At 41.4% G+C, this 21176-nt stretch carries 26 protein-coding genes; all 26 read right to left on the bottom strand.

Features of this window, described 5'->3' with window-relative positions; genetic code table 11:
- Positions 1–68: 68 nt before the first annotated feature.
- Positions 69–1151 carry a flagellar biosynthesis protein FlhB gene (flhB, locus tag NST12_RS06715; RefSeq protein WP_048623173.1) on the bottom strand — a complete coding sequence of 361 codons (1083 nt, stop codon included), beginning with the start codon at positions 1149–1151 and terminating at the stop codon, positions 69–71.
- 1 nt (position 1152) lies between these two features.
- Positions 1153–1929, bottom strand: coding sequence for a flagellar biosynthetic protein FliR (fliR, locus tag NST12_RS06710; RefSeq protein WP_003354595.1), 777 nt, complete (start codon positions 1927–1929; stop codon positions 1153–1155).
- A 4-nt stretch (positions 1930–1933) separates the two neighbouring features.
- On the bottom strand, positions 1934–2203 hold the full coding sequence (gene fliQ, locus NST12_RS06705; RefSeq protein ID WP_003354594.1) for a flagellar biosynthesis protein FliQ: 270 nt from the start codon (positions 2201–2203) through the stop codon (positions 1934–1936).
- Between the two features lie 11 nt (positions 2204–2214).
- Complete coding sequence (gene fliP / locus NST12_RS06700) at positions 2215–2883, bottom strand: flagellar type III secretion system pore protein FliP (RefSeq protein WP_003354593.1); 669 nt, start codon at positions 2881–2883, stop codon at positions 2215–2217.
- On the bottom strand, positions 2876–3550 hold the full coding sequence (locus NST12_RS06695) for a flagellar biosynthetic protein FliO (protein WP_048623171.1): 675 nt from the start codon (positions 3548–3550) through the stop codon (positions 2876–2878). The genes fliP and NST12_RS06695 overlap by 8 nt, the downstream gene beginning before the upstream one ends.
- A gap of 20 nt (positions 3551–3570) precedes the next feature.
- A complete protein-coding gene (locus tag NST12_RS06690; protein WP_048623170.1) occupies positions 3571–3933 on the bottom strand; it encodes a response regulator in 363 nt (120 codons plus the stop codon).
- 20 nt (positions 3934–3953) lie between these two features.
- Entirely contained in the window at positions 3954–5180 is a 1227-nt protein-coding gene (gene fliY / locus NST12_RS06685; protein ID WP_048623169.1) for a flagellar motor switch phosphatase FliY, read from the bottom strand.
- Positions 5170–6171 (bottom strand): flagellar motor switch protein FliM, encoded by a 1002-nt coding sequence (gene fliM, locus NST12_RS06680; RefSeq protein ID WP_341100689.1) that lies wholly within the window; start codon positions 6169–6171, stop codon positions 5170–5172. The genes fliY and fliM overlap by 11 nt, the downstream gene beginning before the upstream one ends.
- Positions 6172–6196: 25 nt before the next feature.
- Entirely contained in the window at positions 6197–6652 is a 456-nt protein-coding gene (gene fliL / locus NST12_RS06675; protein WP_341100686.1) for a flagellar basal body-associated protein FliL, read from the bottom strand.
- Positions 6642–6863, bottom strand: a complete 222-nt coding sequence (locus NST12_RS06670; RefSeq protein ID WP_327797864.1) for a flagellar FlbD family protein — start codon at positions 6861–6863, stop codon at positions 6642–6644. Before NST12_RS06670 ends, fliL begins: the two co-directional genes overlap by 11 nt.
- Positions 6864–6923: 60 nt before the next feature.
- A complete protein-coding gene (flgG, locus tag NST12_RS06665; RefSeq protein WP_048623167.1) occupies positions 6924–7718 on the bottom strand; it encodes a flagellar basal body rod protein FlgG in 795 nt (264 codons plus the stop codon).
- Between the two features lie 146 nt (positions 7719–7864).
- Positions 7865–8353, bottom strand: a complete 489-nt coding sequence (locus tag NST12_RS06660) for a flagellar hook capping FlgD N-terminal domain-containing protein (RefSeq protein WP_048623166.1) — start codon at positions 8351–8353, stop codon at positions 7865–7867.
- Between the two features lie 8 nt (positions 8354–8361).
- Positions 8362–9726 (bottom strand): flagellar hook-length control protein FliK, encoded by a 1365-nt coding sequence (locus NST12_RS06655; RefSeq protein WP_341100684.1) that lies wholly within the window; start codon positions 9724–9726, stop codon positions 8362–8364.
- Between the two features lie 45 nt (positions 9727–9771).
- Positions 9772–10380 carry a MotE family protein gene (locus NST12_RS06650; RefSeq protein WP_048623164.1) on the bottom strand — a complete coding sequence of 203 codons (609 nt, stop codon included), beginning with the start codon at positions 10378–10380 and terminating at the stop codon, positions 9772–9774.
- 5 nt (positions 10381–10385) lie between these two features.
- Positions 10386–10832, bottom strand: coding sequence for a flagellar export protein FliJ (gene fliJ, locus NST12_RS06645; RefSeq protein ID WP_048623163.1), 447 nt, complete (start codon positions 10830–10832; stop codon positions 10386–10388).
- Positions 10832–12157: a flagellar protein export ATPase FliI gene (gene fliI, locus NST12_RS06640; protein WP_048623162.1), complete on the bottom strand. Its 1326-nt coding sequence runs from the start codon at positions 12155–12157 to the stop codon at positions 10832–10834. Before fliI ends, fliJ begins: the two co-directional genes overlap by 1 nt.
- Positions 12154–12915, bottom strand: coding sequence for a flagellar assembly protein FliH (fliH, locus tag NST12_RS06635; protein WP_341100682.1), 762 nt, complete (start codon positions 12913–12915; stop codon positions 12154–12156). The genes fliI and fliH overlap by 4 nt, the downstream gene beginning before the upstream one ends.
- Positions 12908–13921, bottom strand: a complete 1014-nt coding sequence (fliG, locus tag NST12_RS06630) for a flagellar motor switch protein FliG (RefSeq protein WP_341100680.1) — start codon at positions 13919–13921, stop codon at positions 12908–12910. The genes fliH and fliG overlap by 8 nt, the downstream gene beginning before the upstream one ends.
- Before the next feature lie 11 nt (positions 13922–13932).
- Positions 13933–15525 carry a flagellar basal-body MS-ring/collar protein FliF gene (gene fliF, locus NST12_RS06625; RefSeq protein WP_341100678.1) on the bottom strand — a complete coding sequence of 531 codons (1593 nt, stop codon included), beginning with the start codon at positions 15523–15525 and terminating at the stop codon, positions 13933–13935.
- A gap of 47 nt (positions 15526–15572) precedes the next feature.
- Positions 15573–15881 carry a flagellar hook-basal body complex protein FliE gene (fliE, locus tag NST12_RS06620; protein WP_341100675.1) on the bottom strand — a complete coding sequence of 103 codons (309 nt, stop codon included), beginning with the start codon at positions 15879–15881 and terminating at the stop codon, positions 15573–15575.
- Positions 15882–15922: 41 nt separating this feature from the next.
- Positions 15923–16384, bottom strand: a complete 462-nt coding sequence (flgC, locus tag NST12_RS06615) for a flagellar basal body rod protein FlgC (protein ID WP_327797875.1) — start codon at positions 16382–16384, stop codon at positions 15923–15925.
- 2 nt (positions 16385–16386) lie between these two features.
- A complete protein-coding gene (gene flgB, locus NST12_RS06610; RefSeq protein ID WP_327803085.1) occupies positions 16387–16779 on the bottom strand; it encodes a flagellar basal body rod protein FlgB in 393 nt (130 codons plus the stop codon).
- A 595-nt stretch (positions 16780–17374) separates the two neighbouring features.
- Positions 17375–18154, bottom strand: a complete 780-nt coding sequence (codY, locus tag NST12_RS06605; RefSeq protein WP_048623155.1) for a GTP-sensing pleiotropic transcriptional regulator CodY — start codon at positions 18152–18154, stop codon at positions 17375–17377.
- A gap of 88 nt (positions 18155–18242) precedes the next feature.
- Positions 18243–19655: an HslU--HslV peptidase ATPase subunit gene (hslU, locus tag NST12_RS06600; RefSeq protein WP_341100673.1), complete on the bottom strand. Its 1413-nt coding sequence runs from the start codon at positions 19653–19655 to the stop codon at positions 18243–18245.
- 14 nt (positions 19656–19669) lie between these two features.
- On the bottom strand, positions 19670–20212 hold the full coding sequence (gene hslV, locus NST12_RS06595; protein WP_003354569.1) for an ATP-dependent protease subunit HslV: 543 nt from the start codon (positions 20210–20212) through the stop codon (positions 19670–19672).
- Positions 20213–20233: 21 nt separating this feature from the next.
- Entirely contained in the window at positions 20234–21127 is an 894-nt protein-coding gene (gene xerC, locus NST12_RS06590; RefSeq protein WP_003354568.1) for a tyrosine recombinase XerC, read from the bottom strand.
- Positions 21128–21176: the final 49 nt, after the last annotated feature.

Below are 21176 nucleotides of genomic sequence, written 5' to 3'. Positions count from 1 at the left end.
AAATGACTCCCAGTAACACCGAAAAATCTCTTACCTTCATGATGTTCTCTCCCAACTTTCAATAAGACCTACACTTTATTTTTTAATCGGTACACATACGCCAAAATTTCAGCGACCGCTTTGAAAAATTCTTCCGGTATCCTCTCTCCAATTTCCACCTGGGTGTACAGAGCCCTTGCCAACGGACGGTTTTCAACCGTTTCAACATGATTCTCTTTGGCGATGGCCTTAATCTTTTGCGCCAAATAATCTGCCCCTTTAGCGACTACAACCGGCGCATCCATTTTCTCCTCTTCATATTTCAGCGCAACGGCAAAATGAGTTGGATTGGTGATTACGACGTCTGCGTTAGGCACTTCTTGCATCATTCTTCTCATCGCCATTTCCCGTTGTCTTTGCTTAATCCGTGATTTGATTTGCGGGTCGCCTTCTGAGTTTTTATATTCATCTTTAATGTCTTGCTTTGACATTCGAATGCTTTTTTCAAAATCGTATTTCTGATAAAGATAATCAAACAAGGCCAAAAACAACAGAGCGATCGAAGCAGAAATTCCCATTTGCACCGTTAACGTTCCTACCGTTTTCAATGAATCGGACAATGACTCAAAAGACAGGCCAAGTACTCTGTCCATATTCATCCACAAAATCACAAAGGTCACGGTTCCGACAATGGAAATTTTTAAAATGGACTTCAGTAACTCTACTAGTGCCTTAATCGAAAAAATCCTTTGAAATCCTTTCATAGGATCGATTTTTTCCAGCTTGGGAACCAACGTCTCCGTCGTAAACAAAAACCCAACTTGCAGATAATTGGCGGCTAAACTTCCCACTAATGCGACAAGCAGAAAAGGGCCGACCATATATGCAAAATCTTTCAATACATCTAAAACGATGGATTTTAAGTTTCCTTCCGTAATAGGCATGAGCATATAATCTTGAAAAGAACGTGAAAAGAGCCGCCTCACAATATCGCCAAGAAAAGAAGAAGCAAAATAGAGCGAGGAAAAAACAGCCAACAGATTGATTGCCGTAACGACCTCTTGGCTTTTTGCCACTTGACCTTTCTTCTTCGCTTCTTCCCTTCTTTTGGGTGTGGCTTTTTCCGTTTTCTCCCCCGCAAAAAACTGCAAATCAACGGTCAATAATCTCACTTTACGTCCCTCCGATGATTTTCATCACATCTCTCATCGCGTATAGCATCATTTCAAATAAATGTTGCACCACCGCGAAAATGGCACTCATCACCACGATCATGACAATAAAAGCCACGGCAATCTTCACAGGAAATCCGACAACAAAAATATTCATCTGCGGAACGGTGCGGGCAATAATCCCCAACGCGACGTCGACTAGAAATAGGGATGCAACCACCGGAATGGCCATTTGAAAGGCGATGACAAACATGGATTGGAAAGCATGAATCATATACTGCGCAAAAGAGCTGCTGCCAAGCGAAAACTTCCCTTGTTCCAGCGGTATGAGCTGATAACTGTAATAAATTCCGTCCAAGAGAAGATGATGCCCGTTTACAGAAAGCAAAAAAAGCAGAGCAAACATGTAAAAATATTGTCCCATGATCGGACTTTGCATTCCTGTGTGAGGATCAATGACATTGGCAATGGTAAACCCCATCTGAAAATCAATGAGAGCTCCGGCTACTTGAACCGCCGCCATCACCAACGCAGCTGTAAATCCAATCAACAGACCGACAAGCATCTCTTTTAATATTAATAAAAAGTAGGCGCCATCTATCGCAATCGGCGCAGTATTCATGGTATAGTACATCATCCAAGAAAGAGCGAAAGAAACGCCCACCCGATGTATGGCCGGAATGGTCCGATACGAAAAAAGCGGCACGGTCACAAAAAAAGACGCTACCCGGACAAAAATGAGAAGAAACACGGAGAATTTCGGAACTAGCTGATCCATGCCATCATCCCACAAACTGTGTTAAATTCGATAAAATTTGCGAAGTATAAGAAATCATATGAGTCAGCATCCAAGGACCAAAAAATACCAATCCAACCAGCATCGCCACAATTTTAGGAATGAAAGCGAGTGTTTGTTCTTGAATTTGAGTCATTGCTTGAAAAATACTCACGACAAGTCCGACAATGAGCCCAATCAGCATGATCGGACCGGATAGAATCAAAATCATATAAACTCCTTTTTCTGCGAGAGAAATGACCATTTCGGGATTCATGTACTCTTCACCTACTTATAACTTTGTAAAAGCGACTCAATCACTAAATGCCAGCCATCGACAAGAACGAATAATAATATTTTAAATGGCAATGAAATCATAATCGGAGGAAGCATCATCATCCCCATAGACATGAGTACACTGGACACCACCATATCGATGACAAGAAAAGGGATAAAAAGCATAAATCCCATTTGAAACGCCGTTTTCAACTCGCTGATCGCAAACGCCGGCACAAGCGCAGTTAACGGTATATCCTCTATGCTTTTTGGCCGTTTCGCATTCGAATATTGCAAAAATAAGTCCAAATCCTTTTCTCTCGTGTATCGACTCATAAAGTCTTTAAAAGGGACGCTCGCCCGATCATAAGCTTCTTCCAGATTGATTTCATTTTTAAAAAGAGGAGTCAAAGCTTCTTTATTGACCTGTTGAAACACCGGCGTCATGATAAAAAAAGTCAAAAACAAAGCAAGGCCCACCAATACTTGGTTCGGCGGCATCTGTTGCGTTCCCAAGGCAGTACGGACAAAAGACAGCACAATGATGATGCGCGTAAAACAAGTCATTAAAATCAAAATACTCGGCGCCAGCGATAAAACGGTCAAAAGAAGAAGCAGTTTTACCGACAATGACACATTTTCCGGGGAGCTGTTATTAAAATAATGCATAAATTCATTCATCAGACTTCTTCTCCTTGGTTTCCAGCTGCTGGAGCGCTTGCTCCCTTGAAGTTTTTATTTCGTTTAACTGCTTTTCAAGCACACTTTTAAAAGGCGCTGAACCACCTTTTTTGACCGCTTTTTGTTTTCTCTCCTGCCATTTTCTCAAAGCGACCGTAAAAATATCTTTCGTATCCAGCAATAGATCCTTTTGTTGATTGTAAACTTGCAAAAGCTGTTTATATTCTTCTTGGTCGTTGATTTCTTTCAGCAGTTCTATGTTTTCACCAACTCCCAGAATAAAAATGCGTTCTCCCACCTTTACCAATTGGATGGAGCGGTTTCCTCCAAGAGGAGAACCGCCCAAATGCTGGATCAGCTTCGAATCTTGATAAGTTTGGCTTTTTTTATTGATAAATTTGATTAAAAAGTAGATTAATACAATCACAAAAAGGAGCGCGAACAGCATTCTTGCATAATCCCAAGCACTGACTCCGGAAATATCGTCCGTCGCAGTGCTTTTTTCTTTTTTAGATGTTCCTGAATCCTGACATTTATCAGGATGTTCGATACAATCTTTTACGTTTCCGCTCAAAGTTCCCGCGGCAGTGACAGATGTTCCGCCAATACCCAAGAGAAACAGGCTAATGAATATGATCAAACACTTTTTGACTCGTTCCAGATTCAATCGAAAGCACCTTCTTAACATTAACCAAGCGTCTTTTTAATTGCTTCTATCACCCGATCCGCTTGGAAAGGCTTGACGATAAAGTCTTTTGCTCCGGCTTGAATCGCATCAATGACCATAGCCTGCTGTCCCATGGCCGAACACATAATGACTTTCGCATTGGCATCAATCGCTTTTATCGCTTTTAACGCTTCAATTCCATCCATGTCAGGCATCGTAATATCCATCGTTACAAGATCCGGCTGCAACTCTTTATATTTTTCCACGGCTTGATTTCCATCGGCCGCTTCTCCAACCACTTCATAACCGTTTTTCGTTAAAATATCTTTGATCATCATTCTCATAAAAGCTGCATCATCTACAACTAAAATACGATTTCCCATTTTCATTCCTCCTCAAATGATTATTTTAATTGATGAATGCGTTCACTTTGGCTTTGTATTTCCGTTATACGAACACCGAAATTTTCATCTATAACCACAACTTCGCCCTTTGCTATCAACCTATTATTGACCAATATATCCACCGGTTCCCCTGCCAGTTTATCGAGCTCAATGATAGAGCCGGAGGAAAGTTCCAGAATATCCTTTACCGTGCGCACGGTTCTTCCAAGCTCGACAGTCACATTTAAAGGAATATCAAGCAATAAATCTAAATTTCTTGTTTCAACAGAAGGTGCGGTTGTCGGCTGAAATTCCGCAAAAGCGGCAGGCTCCACATGAACCATCGGTTCCGTTTTCCTGCTTTTTCCTACATTCTCTTCTTTCTGAACATCGGGTTGTGGTCGGTCGGTTTTCGACGCAGTCTCTTTCCTTCCCTCAGCGATTGTTCCTTTTTGAACAGAATTTTTATCTGATGCGTTTTCTTCATTTGCCATTTGCGGCTCTTCCCCATCGGTTGAAGGGTTCACCAATTCTTCTACAAGACTTTTGGCAAATGAAATCGGCAATAATTGCATGATATTGGAATCAATTAAGTTTCCAATCGTTAAACGGAAGGAGACTTTGACGAACAGTTCGTGATCAGGTATAGCGTCAGATCCTTCTCCGTTTTTTAAGTCCATTAAGACGAGCGAAGGCGGGGAAATATCTACACGCTTTTGGAAGATGGTCGACATGGACGTGGCCGCCGAACCCATCATTTGGTTCATTGCTTCCTGGACGGCGCTTAGTTTGATGTCATCCAAAGTTTCGCTTGGATTCTCACCAGTTCCCCCTAGCATGAGATCCGCAATGATCGCGGCGTCTTGCTGTTTTATCACTAAAAGATTCACTCCGGCAAACCCATCGCGATATTCTACCAATATCGCAACATACGGATGAGGAAATTCATCCTGAATTTTGCTCCGAGGGATAATCGAAACAGAAGGTGTGGTAATATCTACTTTTTGGTTTAATAGACTGGACAAGGCTGTTGCCGAGCTACCGAACGAGATATTGCCGATTTCACCCAAGGCATCTTCTTCAACCGGCGTTAAATAATCTTCCGTATGTATCATTTCCTGTTGTTCTTGTTTTTCTTGTTGCGTTTCCACATCGTCTATCTCTTGATTCGGAGCTTCTGCGTCATTCACAGTTCCTTTCAGCAAAGCGTCAATCTCATCCTGCGAGAGCATGTCATCATTTTTCATCGTTTTCTCCCCCCTCAATGGAATCTATAATTTGCACAGCCAGTTGTTTGTTGACTCTTCCCGGTTGGCCGATAAATTTAGGAACATCCCCTGTTTTGATTATCAATGGTTCATCGATTTTTCTATCCAGTCTGATGACATCTCCCACATCCAACGTTAAAAATTCCTCAATCGTAATCTCAGAAGTTCCCAGTTCTGCCGTCACCGGAATTTGCGCATTTCGTAGATTATTTTCTAAAATCTCCAATTCCCCGGGCTTGCGCTCTTTTTTTTCAGATGTTTGCATCCAATAGTGTACGGATAATTTCGGAAGAATAGGTTCCAACACTACATGAGGGATACAAATATTGATCATGCCCATCACTTCGCCAATGACCGTATTCAAAGAAATGACCACGACGGTTTCATTGGGCGAAATCATTTGTAAAAACTGTGGATTTACTTCAAATTCAGTCAAGGACGGATTGATTTCAACAATGTTTTCCCATGCTTCCCGATAATGATAAAAAGCTCGTTCAAACATGTTTGACATAATATTTGTTTCGATTTCCGTCAATTTTTCAATTTTACTTTCTCCTGATCCTCTTCCTCCCAGCAAACGATCAACCAGCGCATAGGCGATATTCGGATTAATTTCCATAATAATCCTTCCATCTAACGGCGGAACCTCAAATACGTTTAAGATCGTCAAATTAGGGATTGATCGTATAAATTCTTCATAAGGAATTTGGTCCGCTGAAGCAACAGATATTTGTACATAAGTTCGCAGCTGAGCAGAAAAAAACGTCGTCAATAACCGTGAAAAGTTTTCATGAACCCGAGTTAAACTGCGGATTTGATCTTTTGAAAACCGCAGCGCTCGTTTAAAGTCGTATACTTTAACCTTTTTTTCTTCTTCTTCTTTTTTTAATTCATCCGCATTCATTTCCCCGGCAGATAGAGCCGACAAAAGAGCATCAATTTCACTTTGGGATAATACTTCCTCCGACAAAGAGCTTCACCTCCTTACGGTTCCATCAAGATTGTTGGATGATATAGGAGGTAATGTACACTTTGACGATTTTTCCTTCCTGCATCACCTCGTTTAATCTTGATTTCAACATTTCCGCCAGCTTTTCTTTTCCGGCTGCTCCTTTCAAATCTTCCGCTCTCATCCCGGATAATAATTCTATAATGATGTCCTTTGTTTGAAAATCACGTTTTTCGAGTTCTTCTTTTGCTTTTTTGCTGTCGGTTTGAATTTTAAAGGAAATGCGGATGAAGTCGTTTGAAGCCAAATTGGTTGTAATTTCCGGTACATCGACGGAACATTCCAGAACTTGATCAATATCCGGTTCTTTTCCTTGATGCCCGCTGTTCGACTTTAACATGATCACCAGCGCAACAGCCCCGGCCAATGTGATGACGGTTAAAATAATGAGCATAATGGTCAGCAGTTTATTTCGACCTTGGCTAACCGCTTCATTCCCCATCGTCAAACACCTCCTTATCCAATTTTCCGAACAGCTGAATGCTCCGATAAAAATCCAGCACCAGCTTTTGCACCTGATCTTTGGATTCTTTCACTACATATTTGCGCCCATTCGTTAACGTAATCGTCGTATCCGGAAAAGCTTCGATCGTTTCTATGTAAAGTGCGTTTAACTGAAAGGGCCTTCCATTTAAGCGCGTTAATGTAATCATACTGTCAGAGGGCCGCTAAGAGCCTGCGGCCCCTCCCTCCCTTGCTAAAAAACTCGTATTCTATCGTTTTAGATTGACCAACTCTTCCAAAATTTGGTCCGAAGTCGTAATAATTCTTGAATTGGCTTGAAAGCCGCGTTGGGCCACAATCATTTCCGTGAATTCCTCAGATAAATCGACATTGGACATTTCCAAAGCACCGGGAACAATTTTTCCTGCTCCCTTTGTTCCTGGTGCATTACTATTCATATTGCCTGAATTCGTTGTGACCTGATAAAGGTTATTTCCAACCTTTTCTAAACCTTCGGGGTTGGGCAACTTAGCCAATGCGATTTGCCCTGCCGTTTTTAGAGTGTCCGAATCATCTACATAAGTAACTGTTCCATCAGCACCTATACTAATCGATTTAGCTGAAGTGGGAATATTAATTTTTTTGTCACCCATACCCATTACATATAGCCCATCTTCATTCACAAGATCTCCATTTTTATCGAGATAAAAGTTTCCGGCTCTAGTTAAGTAATCATTCGTTCCATCACGTACAATAAAAAATCCATCACCGGAAATGGCCAAATCAAGCGTCCTGCCGGTAGTCTGCAAGCTTCCTTGTGTCTGCACAGTATCAATGGCGCCAAGTGTAGAGCCCAAACCGACTTGTTTCGGATTTGTTCCTCCTACTGCCCCAGCCACTGGAGCACTTGCCCCGGAAATTTCCTGGCTGACGAGGTCTTTAAAAATCGTACGTCCTTTTTTAAAGCCATAAGTGTTGACGTTGGCAATATTGTTCCCGATGACATCGAGTTTCGTTTGGAAATTTTTCATTCCGCCGATTCCCGAGTACATGGATCGAAGCATATCACATTTCCCCTTTCCGATTTTCTGCGACAGTTCATCGCTTGTCTCAAGCATTCCATAACAAGAGGTCGTTCTATCATCATTCATTTAGTTTCTAGCTTCAAATGATGATAGTTTCCATATTATTGAGCCATGCACAGACTTTTTCAGGTTTCATCTGTACTAGGAGTTTCAGACGATGCTTGAATTTCTGAAATATTGGCAGGCTCCAATACTGTGCCATCCGTTAACACAAACTCAACGCTGTCTCCTGTAAATCGTACGGATGATACCACTCCATGTCCTTCTTTTACCACCGGGTCTCCATTTGGATCATCGCTGTCTTCCAGTTTGTGATAAGTGACGTTTTTCCCGACAAAAGAACTGTAAGCAATATATTGATTTTGCTGCTCCATGTTCAAAAGTTTCTCAAAAGAAGCAGCCAAATTCGTGATTTGTTCCAACGTCGAAAATTGCGCCATTTGGCCGATCATCTCATTATTGTCCATCGGACTCAAAGGATCTTGATTTTGCATCTCGGCCATTAACAGTTTTAAGAAATCATCTTTTCCTAAAATCGAATTGTCTTTTCCATTCGTATTGGATTGATTATTAGTCGTCGGTAAATAAAGGCTTGGATCAATGGTATTTCCCATATTCTCACCTAAACTTCCATATTAATGAGTAGTTCTTCAAAGGAACGGTCGGATTCTTTTTCATCGTCCTTTTGTTTTTGCGGCTGCTGCCGCTGTTCTTGGCGCCCGCCTTCAGATGAATCGCGATGATATGTGTCTAATTCAGGCGGATGAAACACGATCTCCACTTTATCTACGGAAATATTTTGTTGAGTGAATGCCTGTTTTAAAGAAGCTATATTAGAATCAATCAATTCTTTAACGGTTTGAGCGGAAGCCAAAATTCGCGCTGTTACAACGCCATCTTTTTGCTGCAGCTCAATCCGCAGCGTCCCCAAATTCTCTGGATACAATTTAATCATTAAAGTATTCGCATTCGGTTGTTTAGCAAATTGCGACTTTTCTAAGATCTGTCTAAATTTATCAATAAACTGCTGCAAGTTCATCAGTTTCGGATTTGATTGCAACGGAACTGAAATCGTTTCCCCGGCCTTAGCCGTATTGGACTGCAATGAAGAATTAAAAGACGCTTCATGTTCATTCAACGGCTGAATTTCCTTTGCACTCTCTCCCCATTTAGCGACCGATTCAAGTCCTGACAGTTCCTTTTCTCCATCTGTCGTTTGCGTTTGCGGTTGAACATAATGGGAATAAGCCTTTTTCAAAATGGCCAGCTGCTGGTTATCGGCTTCAACCGTTTCCGTCTCCGCTTTTTGGCTGATTTCACTTAAAAGCTTTTGAATCCAGTGCACAGACTCTGATACATTCGGTGATAACTGTGCTTTACTGTCGAGGTTCGTTAGCTGTTTTGCCGCTGCGAACAGTGGCACCATTACATTTGGATCTAGTTTTTTCCACTGATCGATGGGTAAAGCGACTAGCCCTTCTAACACTGCGATCAATTGTTCAACAGAATCCTTTTGTATCTTTGAATCGTTTTGTTCGATGTCAGGCGCTCCTGATCCCAGCCATTTGTGGAGGGCATCTGAAACCACAGCTTGAGCCTTTTGTAATAATTCAGACGGCAACACTAGATCTTTTAACGATTCGCCTTGCCACTCGATGGACGATTTTTCCAAACCCTCACCCGAGCCTTGACTGCCCTCAAGAATCTGCAAAACACGAGCGATCCAGTCTTGCGAAGACGCATTGTTTTGCTGCGGTGTGATAACGGACTTTGATCCCTTTCCGCTTTCTTCCATAACTTGGCTGAACAAAGCAGCAAACGGTGAGCCTTCAGCCATTTGGAAATCAGGCAACTCTAATGCAGCTGTTGATTGGACCGCACCCAACAAAGGCATTTTCATCATTTCTGCATTTAAACTGACCCCGTTTTTGTTCGAAAAGGGGATCATGCTCCCAAACAAGGGCATTTGTTTCATCCCTGCATTCAAACCCTCACCTCCTTTCCAGTTCCCATCGATACAGAAGAAATGTCATTACGGATTGGCCAACAATCTTGTGTATTTGGCGGCTGTATCTGGCGGGAGTTTTTCCAACACTTGAGCTTGTTGGTCCGTATTCAGCTGTGACAAAATGCTGACCGCTTGTTCATCCGTCATTTTCATTAATATGGCCGCTACATTTTGAGGCGACATCGTTTCGTATGTTTTCGCAACGTTTTTGCTCATTTGAGCTTTATTGGCTGCTTGTTTTTGCTTCGAGAGATTTTCCATTTCAATATTTAGTCGATCATTTTCTACTTGCAGATCCTCCATTTTTGAATTGGCAGAATCCAGCTGGTTTTGCAATTGATCAATTTTCGATTGCTTTTTTTTCACTTCTTTTTCTAAGGAAGCAATTTTGTGCACATATTCATTCATCTTTTGCTTCTGCTCATGGGAAGCGGCCATTTGATCTAAAAACGGAATTTTGCCACCCGCTTTTTTGATAGCGTCAGCAACCGATACACCGGACACTGACATAACAAAATAAGCAATCACAGCAGCAAACACAAGCGGTATAATGCCAACAAATAATATCCATTGAAAAGCGCTATACTCTTTCTCTTCTTGATCTGGTTTGCCGGATATCTTGTTTTTTGCCATTTGACTCACCTGTTTCTCCGATTCATAAACTGAATAACGGAAAGTTCATCCATTTCTCTGTTTTCCATCTGCCCTAACAACTTTTGATATTTCTGCCATTCTTTTTCTTTAATTTTTTCGTATTTTTTCACTTCTATGTTCTTTTCTTTCAGCTTGTTTTCAAACCAGAACATTCTATTTCGTGCGTTCATCACCAGTTGCTGCTGATAGTCAATCATCTTTTCCAAATTACTGATGAACAACTGATAATGCTGGATTTCATACACCGGAAAGCCGGATGCCAATTGGGTCTCTTGAAAAGCCAGTAAATCTTCCTTTTTCTTTAATAACTCGTATAATTTCTCGGCGACTTGTTCAAATTGCCTTTTGGCGCGGTGATATCCCGATTGAATTTCTTCTTTTTCGCGTTCTTTTATTTGCAGGATTTTTTCGAACTTAAAATAGTATCCCATTACTGCCAGTCTCCTTTTTCACTTAAATGAATAAGCGAACGGATACTTTCTTCCATCGTCGACTTTTCATTCACATCTTGTTTCAAAAAGGAAACAATTTTTGGATAATAAGCAATCGCTTTGTCAATATCCTCGGATGAGCCTTTTTTGTAGGCGCCGATATTAATTAAATCTTCGGCGTTTAAATATGTACTCATCATTTCTCTTATTTTTGCAGCAGCATGTTTGTGGTCTTCTTCCGCCAACGTGTTCATCAGACGGCTGATGCTTTTCAGTACATGAATGGCCGGGAATTGACCTTTATTCGCAAGGTTTCGGTCCAGGACAATATGTCCGTCTAAAATTCCGCGAACGGTGTCTGCAATCGGTTCGTTCATGTCATCACCGTCTACCAGCACCGTGTAAAAAGCGGTGATGGTTCCTTTTTCGCTAGTACCGGTTCTCTCCAGCAATTTAGGCAAAATGGCAAAGACGCTAGGCGTATAACCCTTTGTCGCCGGCGGCTCTCCGGTAGCAAGCCCGATTTCCCGCTGAGCCATCGCTACGCGGGTGACAGAATCCATCAGCAACATGACATTGAATCCTTTATCACGAAAATATTCTGCAATGCTTGTCGCCGTATAGGCCCCCTTGATCCTCATGAGGGCAGGCTGATCGGAAGTGGCGGCCACTACAATGGAACGAGATAAACCTTCAGGCCCCAAATCTCGCTCAACAAATTCCCGCACTTCTCTTCCTCTTTCTCCGATGAGGCCGATCACGTTGAGATCCGCTTTCGTATTGCGGGCAATCATGCCAAGCAATGTGCTTTTACCGACGCCGCTGCCTGCAAAAATGCCGACACGCTGACCTTTTCCTACAGTAAGCAGGCTGTCAATTGCACGAACCCCTACTTCCAAACGCTCCGATATAGGAGGGCGCTTTAAAGGATTGGGCGGTTCCTGATCGGTTGCGATAGACGAGAGACCTCTAGGCAAAACCGAACCGTCCATCGGCATACCGAGCGGATCGACAATTTTACCGATCAAAGCGGAACCCACTTTAATTTCCAACGGTTTTCCCTCAGATTCTACTAAACTTCCCGGCGCAATTTCACTCAAATGAGTATATGGCATTAAAATGACCATTTCATCACGAAAACCGACAACTTCCGCCAGAATCTTCTTATCTGATTGTTTTTGCGAAGGGTAAATATAGCATATATCGCCTACCGAACAATCGGGGCCTTGAGATTCGATCATAAGTCCGACGACCCGCTTGACTCGTCCATATTGCTGATAGGACGCTATATTGGCGATTTTATGAATAAGATCAGCCGCTTTCAAACAAGATCACCTTCAAACATTTCCATGAGCGTCTGCCTGATTTTGAACAATTGACTGTCAACGCTGGCGTCCAACCTTCCATGTATAGTTTCGATAATGCAATCATTTATGTCTAAGTCTTCATCCGGATACAGATAAAGTTCAACGACAGCCGGAAAAATGGCCTCCAATTCTTCCTTTTGCGAAAGCAAAAACTCATAACGAGACGGATGAACGTGGACTTCAACTTCCCGTGAATCCTTAATTTCCTTAAAACTCCTTTTAACAAGAGACGAGAACAGTTCCTCATCTTTTTCTAAAACCGTCCCTAAAATCTTTTCCGCGGTTTTCATCGCTAGCTCCAAAATGACTTTTTCCGACTGAATAATATTCTTTTGAGCTTCCATTTTTGATTGTTCGACAACATTTTTCGCGGATTGAAGCAAAGTTTTATATTCCTTGTAGCCATCCTGCCGTCCTTGTTCTATCCCTCGTTCATATCCTTCCTGATAAGCTTGCTCCATCAAAGATTCCTTTTCTTGTTTCCATGACAATTTTTCTTGTTCGAGTTGTTCCTTTAGCTTTTTTGCCTCATATTCCGCTTTCTCCATGATTTCATCCGCTTCTTGTCTTGCCTTCACAAGCAATTGCCCATTGTCCAAGCCTGTGTCGGCAGCAGACTCATCATTTAATTCGGTGGTGGAGACTTCTCTAATGGTGATCACTCTCGCGGATCGTTTTTGCTGGTAGCCCCACGAAGATTTCAATATTTTAGACAATAATATCATCTCCTCCGCCCCGGGCAATAATAATTTCTCCGGCATCTTCCAATCTCCGAATGACGCCGACAATTCGCGACTGAGCCTCTTCGACATCACGAAGACGGACAGGGCCCATGTATTGCATTTCTTCTTTAAACGTTTCTGCCATTCTGGACGACATATTTCGAAAGACTACTTCTTTCACTTCCTCGCTGGCGACTTTTAACGCAAGCAGCAAATCTTCATTTTCGCAATCGCGGATAACACGCTGGATCGAACGGTTATCTAATGTCACGATATCTTCAAATACAAACATCCGCTTTTTAATTTCTTCTGCCAGTTCCGGATCTTGAACTTCCAAAGTATCTAAAATCGTTTTTTCCGTCGAACGATCCACACCGTTTAACACTTCAACAACTGCTTCAATTCCTCCAGTTTGCGTGTAGTCTTGCGTAACGGTGGCACTTAATTTTCTTTCTAAAATCGCCTCAACTTCACTGATGATTTCCGGCGAAGTCCGGTCCATAATCGCTATTCTACGCGCCACATCCGCTTGAACATCTTGAGGCAATTCTGACAGAATTTGCCCTGCTTGCTGCGGATCCAAATAAGAAAGTATTAACGCAATCGTTTGCGGATGCTCATTTTGTATAAAATTTAAAATTTGACTTGGGTCCGCTCGCCGTGCGAAATCGAACGGACGGACTTGCAAGGAAGAAGTAAGCCGATTGATGATGTCCTGAGCTTGTTCTTTGCCAAGCGCTTTTTCAAGGATCGTTTTCGCATAACCGATCCCTCCTTGAGAAATATAGTCTTGGGCCATGGCAAGTTGTTGAAATTCTTCCATCACTTCATCTTTTTTCTTTGAATCTACTTTTTTCACATTGGAAATCTCCAATGTTAACCGCTCAATCTCTTCTTCGGTCAAATGTTTGTAGACGGACGCCGAAACATCCGGCCCCATTGAAATAAGGAGAATGGCTGCTTTTTGTTTGCCTGTTAACTTGCTTTTTGTTCCGGCCAACCTTCACCCTCCTATTCCTCAGACAACCAAGTTCTGATTAGTTTTGCAAACTCTTCTGGCTTTTCTTTCGCCATTTTTTCTATCTGCTTCCTGCGCTCCAATTGCTCATTATTTTTTTCTTCTTCTTGTTGAATTTTTTCAGCTGCAAGTTCAGACTCCAACAGTTCTTCTTCTAATTCTTCCTCTCTTGCCATCCGTGAACGGATCAAGAAGAAAACAAGCAAGCCAATGATCAATAATAAGATCGCCCCGATCAAATAAGCCCACCACGGAAGGAACGGCTGCTTTTGATCATGAAACTTGATTTTGCCGTTAAACGGTTGAACAGAAACGGCAATTTTGTTTTGAATGTCATTATCCGTCAACTGTGTTCCTGTACTCTTGTCAATGGACGTGCTAACAACAGTTGACAATATTTTTTTTATGTCATCCACCCGGCTTTGCGGAAGAGACGACGGATCATTCGCTTTTGGCGGCTCAACTAACACTTGAATACCTAAATCGCGAATTTTATATGGGCTTTCTACAATTTGTCTATGAATGCGGTTGATCTCATAGTTAATCGTTTCTTCTTTATGTTCGGAATTTCCGCTGCCGGTTTGACCTTGAACATAAGTGGATCCTACTGTATCCGCTTGGTTTTGGGATTGAGGTGTTCCTCCTTGAGCTGCGTTTGTCCCAGTATATGTATCGGATATTCGTTGGGCGCTGATCTCAATTCCCTTCATATTTTCTTTATCAACAGGTTCTACTAATTTTTCATCCCGTTTTTCTTTTGTAAAGTCGATATCGGCCGTAACAGATACGACTACTTTGTCTTGTCCCATCAAAGTACCGAGCATGGTTTGGACTTGCTGTTGGATGTCCCGTTCCACTTGCTTTCTCACATTCAATTGCTGTGCGAACTCATCGCCGGTTGTATCGTCATTATTTTGCAAATCATAGTACTCAAAATTTTGGTTCATAATGACAATATTATCTTCCGGCAAATTCGGAACGCTTTTGGAAACCAAATGATAAAGGGCTTTGATTTGCTTGTTATCAAATTGATATCCCGGCTCGGTTTGCAAAACGACAGACGCTGATGCTTCTTCGTTTTTATCACTGACAAACACACTTTTTTCCGGAAGATTGATCATGACTTTTGCATCTTTGACACCATCAATGCTTTTAATTAAGTTCGCAAGTTCGGTTTGCATGGCATCCAACTTCAACACGTTGAATTCGTTGTCTGTCATTCCGAACTTTGCATTTTGGCTAAAAAAGCTGTAGTCAATCTGTCCCGTTTTAGGCAATCCTTCAGCCGCCAGGTCCACTTTCAGCGAATCCACCGAATCTGAAGGCACCATGATGGTGGTTCCCCCGTCGGTAATTTCATACTTGACGCCGCGGGAATCCAAATCTTGCTTGATTGAACCGACTTCTTCCGGCGATAAATTGCTGTACAAAGGCTCCATTTTCGTTCGCGTTGCAAAAAAGGTGATAACACTCGCCAGTAGCACAATTAACGCTAAGCTGCTTAGAAAAATCGTTTTTTGTTTCTTAGAACGACTTTTCCAGAAATTTGATGCGTTCGCAAAATACTGTTTTAATTTTTCGTTCATTATGATCCCCCGGTTATTTCTCTTAATCTCTCAACATAACCGTTTTATTAGACTTGCATTCTCATGATTTCCTGGTAAGCTTCGACCGCTTTATTTCTAACTTCTACCGCTAAATTCAGCGCTACTTGTGCTTTTTGGGAAGCAATCATGACTTCATGAAGATCTACATCATCACCAAGAGCCAGTTTTTGGCTAAGTTGATCGGCCTGCAATTGGCTGTTATTCAAGCTGTTTATGGAATTTTTTAATATATCACGAAAACTGGAGTCTTTTTGCTGGTTTGTATCAGCCTTTGTGAGTGTAGGGGCGGACGGCTTAAAAACGGACTCAACCGCGCCTATTGATTGAATCGCCATATTTGCAAAACTCCTTTCAGTGTGATTATAAGTTTATGAGCTTATTTTCCGATTTCCAAAGCTTTCATTAACATCCCCTTTGTGGCATTCAGTACGGTGACATTTGCTTCATACGAACGGGTTGATGACATTAAATCCACCATTTCTCTTAAAGGATCGACATTGGGCATTTGTACATATCCGGCTGCATTGGCATCTGGATTTTCCGGATCATAAACAAGTTGAAAAGGTGTCGTCTGGTCTTCTACAATTTTCGTCACTTTTACGCCGCCGCCGGCAGTGGGGGCATTACCGCCATTTATCGCTGCCTGCATGTAGGATGAAAAATTGGTCTGTTGCGGCTCTAAAACAACCATTTTTCTCCGATAAGGCTCCCAATGTCCGTTGACCATTTTCGCCCTTGTCGTATCCATATTCGCCATATTAGATGATATGACGTCCATTCTTACTCTGTCAGCAGTTAATGCAGAAGAGCTTATATTCAAGCTTTGAAAAATCGACATGACTATTTCCCACCTTTAATAACCGTATTTAAGGAAGAAAATTTTCCACTAATCAACTCGGCCATCGCATTATAATAAATTTGATTACTTGCAAGATCCGACATTTCTTTATCCATATCGACACTATTTCCATTCTCGTTATAGGATGATGGACGGCTGAAAATGGCACTAGACAATGTATCTTCGTTTGGAAACGTGAAATGTCTCCGATCCGTTCGATAGGCGGTTATTTGGTTGGACTTGGACGATTCCAGCAGTTTTTGAAAACTGACATCCTGGGCTTTGTAGTTGGGCGTGTCGACATTGGCGATATTATTGGCTATGACCTTTTGTTTTAATGCCGAATAGTTTAGCGCCTGTTCTAGCGTTGTGATTGAATTTGAAAAGAAATCCATTTTTTCACCCCCCATCCCTTGAATTCTTTGTCTTAAAAACCGTCAAAATCCTTCTTTTTCGATAATTGATCATGTTTTTTTAGAATGATGGTGTCGCGGCCAATTCCAATGATGATGGACAAGACAAAAATCTCAACATCCCTTTACCAATAATAACCTATGGGACATATTTGTACCATGACCTATTAACTAAAAAATCCTACAATGTAAAATATATCATATTTTTCCTTGTCGAAACACTGGGACTTTTTGCTCTTAATATAGTTGTAATAATTCTGAATAGAAGGATAATTGTTATTATTAGTATAACGTTCTTTTGCTTTCAAAAAAATGCTATTCTCTTGTCTTTTTCTATCATGGATTTGTTTATACCACTTTATACGAAATGGTTGTTTCTTGTCATTTTTTGTCAATTATACGAATATAGCTGGTTCCTTTATCACATGCCCGTTATCATATGAAAGGGGTGCTGTATTTTCCCGTACTTTCCCATATGATTAAGATCCCTTTGTTCATTCAATTGAAAAAATTCACATTCGTCTTTTGTATTTATACTCATAAAAAAACCGCCGAAAAAATCGGCGGTTGAACATGATTAATGAGATTTTAATTTTTCAAGTTCCACTAAAAATTTATCGTTTAATACTTTAATATAAGTACCTTTCATTCCGAGAGAGCGTGATTCAATCACTCCGGCACTTTCCAGTTTGCGAAGGGCGTTGACAATAACAGAACGGGTAATGCCGACACGGTCAGCGATTTTCGAAGCCACTAACAGCCCTTCTTTGCCGTCCAGTTCCTCAAATATATGTTCGATCGCTTCCAATTCACTGTAAGAGAGCGAACTGATAGCCATTTGAACAACCGCTTTGCTGCGGGCTTCTTCTTCAATTTCTTCCGTTTTTTCACGTAAAATTTCCATTCCGACTACAGTAGCTCCATATTCCGCCAAGATCAAGTCATCGTCTGAAAATTGTTCATTCAAGCGGGCAAGTATGAGAGTTCCAAGACGCTCTCCTCCGCCCACGATTGGCACGATTGTTGTTAAGCCATTTCTGAACAAGTCTTTGTTCTCAACCGGAAAAGCAGTATATTCACTGTCGATATCCAAGTTTGGAGAAGTTTCTTTAATGTTGAACAAATTATTCGTATATTCTTCCGGAAAACGGCGTTCTTCCAGCATTTTTTTCATACGCTCATTTTCAATTTGCTGATGAACGGCAAATCCGAGCAATTTTCCTCGACGGCTTACCACAAACACGTTGGCTCCAATCACTTTGGCCATCGTGATCGCCATTTCTTTAAAATTCACAGGTTTTCCTGCAGCTTTTTGTAGCATCGCATTAATTTTTCTAGTTTTGGTTAATAGATCCATTACTGTTCCTCCTAATACTATTCAATTTTTATTTATGGTATGAACGTTGCATTTTCCCTATTTTATAACTCTGTCAAGAAGATTCAAACTAGAGTATAAACTGGCTTAAATCCTTATCCTTTGAAATAGCTGCTAATTTTTCATCCACATATTGAGGAGTGATTTGGATCGTTTCCAAATTGATATCCGGTGCTTCAAAGGATAAGTCTTCCAACAATTTTTCCATGATGGTTTGAAGTCTTCTGGCTCCAATATTATCAGTATTTTGATTAACCTTAAATGCAAGTTCAGCGATTCTTTTTATAGCATCGTCAGAAAATTCTATTTTTATACCTTCCGTTTCCAATAATGCTTGATATTGTTTAATCAAAGCATTATCAGGTTCAACAAGAATGCGTTGAAAATCTTCTACAGACAACTTTTGCAGTTCTACCCTGATCGGAAAGCGGCCCTGAAGTTCCGGTATGAGATCAGACGGTTTTGCCATATGGAAAGCACCCGCCGCAATGAACAAAATATAATCCGTTTTAATTGAACCATATTTGGTCGTCACAGTCGAGCCTTCTACGATTGGCAAAATATCTCTTTGAACACCTTCTCTCGATACATCGGCAGAAGAAGAGGTTCCATTTTTATTGGCGATTTTATCAATTTCATCGATGAAAATAATGCCAGTCTGTTCAGCACGATAGATGGCTTCTTGAACGACTTCGTCCATATCAATTAATTTTTGAGCTTCCTCATTGGTGAGTACTTTCCGCGCTTCTTTCACCGGCATTTTTCGTTTTTTCTTTTTCTTTGGCATAAGGCTGCCAAGGGCCTCTTGGAAGTTTTGCCCCATTTGTTCAATTCCGGACCCTTGCAGAAGGTCGAACATGGAAGGTTGTTGTTCTTCAATTTCAATGGTGACCAGTTCGTCTTCCAATTCCCCTTTTGCCAACCTTTCGGCAATTCTCTTGCGCTTTTCGTGGATATTTTGATCATTATCCGTGTCGCCCGCTTGATTTGATTCCATTTCTGTGTTGCTGCCGAATATCATTTCAAAAGGATTTTTATAGTGATGGGAATTGTTTTTGCCGGGAACGAGCAGTTCAACAAGCCGCCTGTTTGCCGCTTCTTCTGCACGTTCTTTTACCCCCAGCATTTTTTCTTCTTTTACCATACGGACCGAAACTTCCGCCAGATCACGGACCATTGATTCAACATCACGTCCCACATATCCGACTTCCGTGAATTTTGTCGCTTCTACTTTGACAAATGGAGCTCCGACTATTCGGGCAATTCGTCGAGCGATTTCCGTTTTACCGACTCCTGTCGGTCCAATCATCAAAATATTTTTCGGAATAATTTCATCCCGAACATGATCCGGAAGCAAACTGCGGCGATATCGATTTCTCAGTGCCACCGCCACTGCTTTCTTCGCTTCCTTTTGCCCGATGATATATTGATCAAGCCGATCGACAATTTGTTTTGGCGTTAATTCCAGAGCGCTTTTTTTCATGGAAACTCACCCCTTTACAGCTCTTCCACTATAATATGGTCATTCGTATAGACGCAAATTTCACCGGCAATTTCAAGAGCCGCTCTCGCAATTTCTTTCGCCGAAAGCTCATTTCCAGAAAATCTTTTTAAGGCACGGCCGGCAGCCAGTGCATAATTCCCTCCGGAACCAATCGCCAAAACACCGTCATCCGGTTCAATGACTTCCCCTGTTCCAGAGATGAGTAGAAGATCTTTTTGATCCATGACAATCAACATGGCCTCCAATTTTCGAAGCACTTTATCGCTTCGCCATTCTTTGGCAAGCTCCACAGCAGCCCTTTGCAGATTTCCATTATACTCTTGAAGCTTTCCTTCAAACATGTCGAATAAAGTAAAGGCATCCGCTACGCTTCCGGCAAAACCAGCAAGCACACGTCCGTTGAAAATTTTTCTGACTTTTCGAGCCGTGTGTTTCATGATTACGGCTTCGCCAAACGTGACTTGGCCATCCCCCGCCATTGCACATTGACCATTATGCTGTATGGCAAAAATGGTTGTCGCATGAAAATTGCTCACTGTCCTTCCTCCTTATCCGGACTAAGCCCGAGGATGATGATTTAAGTAACTCTTTCGCAAATGCTCATTCGTCACATGTGTGTACAACTGAGTAGACGATAAATGAGAATGGCCCAACAATTCCTGAACCGCTCGCAAATCCGCCCCATTATTCAACATATGCGTTGCAAAGGTGTGCCTTAACATATGAGGGTGAATTTTTCCAGACAATGATGCTTTTTTTATGATTTGATTTAAAATATGCCGTATGCCCCTGGGCGTTAATGGTCCACCGCGGGCATTCACAAATAAGGCGGAATGTTGATGGTCATTTTTTTGTATAAGTATGCTTCTAGATTTTTGTATGTAACGCTTGATGGCTTCTTCGGCAAAACTGCCAAAAGGGACATATCTTTCTTTTTTTCCCTTTCCTTTCACTAAAAGTGTACACAATTCGAAATCAATATCATTCATTTGAATATTAGCACACTCGCTTACGCGAATTCCGGTGGCGTATAATAGTTCCAGCAACGCTTTATTTCGGATGGCAAGGGGTTCCTCGCCTTCACAAGCAGCAAATAAAGCTTGCATTTCTTCATCATAAAAAAAGTCAGGCAGCCTTTTTCCTTTTTTAGGCTGGGACACAAGTAAAAATGGATTTCCAGTAATCTTATTTTCTCTTTCTAAAAAGCGATAAAAACTTCTTAAACTGGATATTTTTCTAGAAACGGTCGTTCTAGCCATTTGCTCTTCATATAACTTCGTCAAAAAAAGCCGGGCATCTATATACTCCACATCCTCGACCTTTTTGATACTTTGCTCAATCATGAACTTATAAAACTGCTCGATATCACGGCGATAATTGTCAATTGTATATTCGGAGTAGTTTTTTTCTATTTGCAAATACTGCAAAAAGAACTTCAACTCATCTTCCATGTTGGACACCTCACAGGGCTACTAAATAGTAACATATATCAGCAGCCCT

It is taken from the genome of Bacillus sp. FSL W8-1127 (assembly GCF_038006725.1).
In the GTDB taxonomy this organism is placed as follows: domain Bacteria; phylum Bacillota; class Bacilli; order Bacillales; family DSM-4216; genus Bacillus_O; species Bacillus_O smithii.
This window is presented reverse-complemented; position numbering and strand designations above follow the sequence as displayed.

Bases quoted from the DNA above. Each gene is read 5' to 3' on its own strand.
- fliR (WP_003354595.1), bottom strand. From the start codon at position 1,929: ATGGATCAGCTAGTTCCGAAATTCTCCGTGTTTCTTCTCATTTTTGTC.
- fliQ (WP_003354594.1), bottom strand. From the start codon at position 2,203: ATGAATCCCGAAATGGTCATTTCTCTCGCAGAAAAAGGAGTTTATATG.
- fliP (WP_003354593.1), bottom strand. From the start codon at position 2,883: ATGAATGAATTTATGCATTATTTTAATAACAGCTCCCCGGAAAATGTG.
- NST12_RS06690 (WP_048623170.1), bottom strand. From the start codon at position 3,933: ATGGGAAATCGTATTTTAGTTGTAGATGATGCAGCTTTTATGAGAATG.
- fliY (WP_048623169.1), bottom strand. From the start codon at position 5,180: ATGAAAAATGATGACATGCTCTCGCAGGATGAGATTGACGCTTTGCTG.
- fliL (WP_341100686.1), bottom strand. From the start codon at position 6,652: ATGGGGAATGAAGCGGTTAGCCAAGGTCGAAATAAACTGCTGACCATT.
- NST12_RS06670 (WP_327797864.1), bottom strand. From the start codon at position 6,863: ATGATTACATTAACGCGCTTAAATGGAAGGCCCTTTCAGTTAAACGCA.
- flgG (WP_048623167.1), bottom strand. From the start codon at position 7,718: ATGCTTCGATCCATGTACTCGGGAATCGGCGGAATGAAAAATTTCCAA.
- NST12_RS06660 (WP_048623166.1), bottom strand. From the start codon at position 8,353: ATGGGAAATACCATTGATCCAAGCCTTTATTTACCGACGACTAATAAT.
- NST12_RS06650 (WP_048623164.1), bottom strand. From the start codon at position 10,380: ATGGCAAAAAACAAGATATCCGGCAAACCAGATCAAGAAGAGAAAGAG.
- fliJ (WP_048623163.1), bottom strand. From the start codon at position 10,832: ATGGGATACTATTTTAAGTTCGAAAAAATCCTGCAAATAAAAGAACGC.
- fliF (WP_341100678.1), bottom strand. From the start codon at position 15,525: ATGAACGAAAAATTAAAACAGTATTTTGCGAACGCATCAAATTTCTGG.
- fliE (WP_341100675.1), bottom strand. From the start codon at position 15,881: ATGGCGATTCAATCAATAGGCGCGGTTGAGTCCGTTTTTAAGCCGTCC.
- flgC (WP_327797875.1), bottom strand. From the start codon at position 16,384: ATGTCGATTTTTCAAAGCTTGAATATAAGCTCTTCTGCATTAACTGCT.
- flgB (WP_327803085.1), bottom strand. From the start codon at position 16,779: ATGGATTTCTTTTCAAATTCAATCACAACGCTAGAACAGGCGCTAAAC.
- codY (WP_048623155.1), bottom strand. From the start codon at position 18,154: ATGGATCTATTAACCAAAACTAGAAAAATTAATGCGATGCTACAAAAA.
- hslU (WP_341100673.1), bottom strand. From the start codon at position 19,655: ATGAAAAAAAGCGCTCTGGAATTAACGCCAAAACAAATTGTCGATCGG.
- xerC (WP_003354568.1), bottom strand. From the start codon at position 21,127: ATGGAAGATGAGTTGAAGTTCTTTTTGCAGTATTTGCAAATAGAAAAA.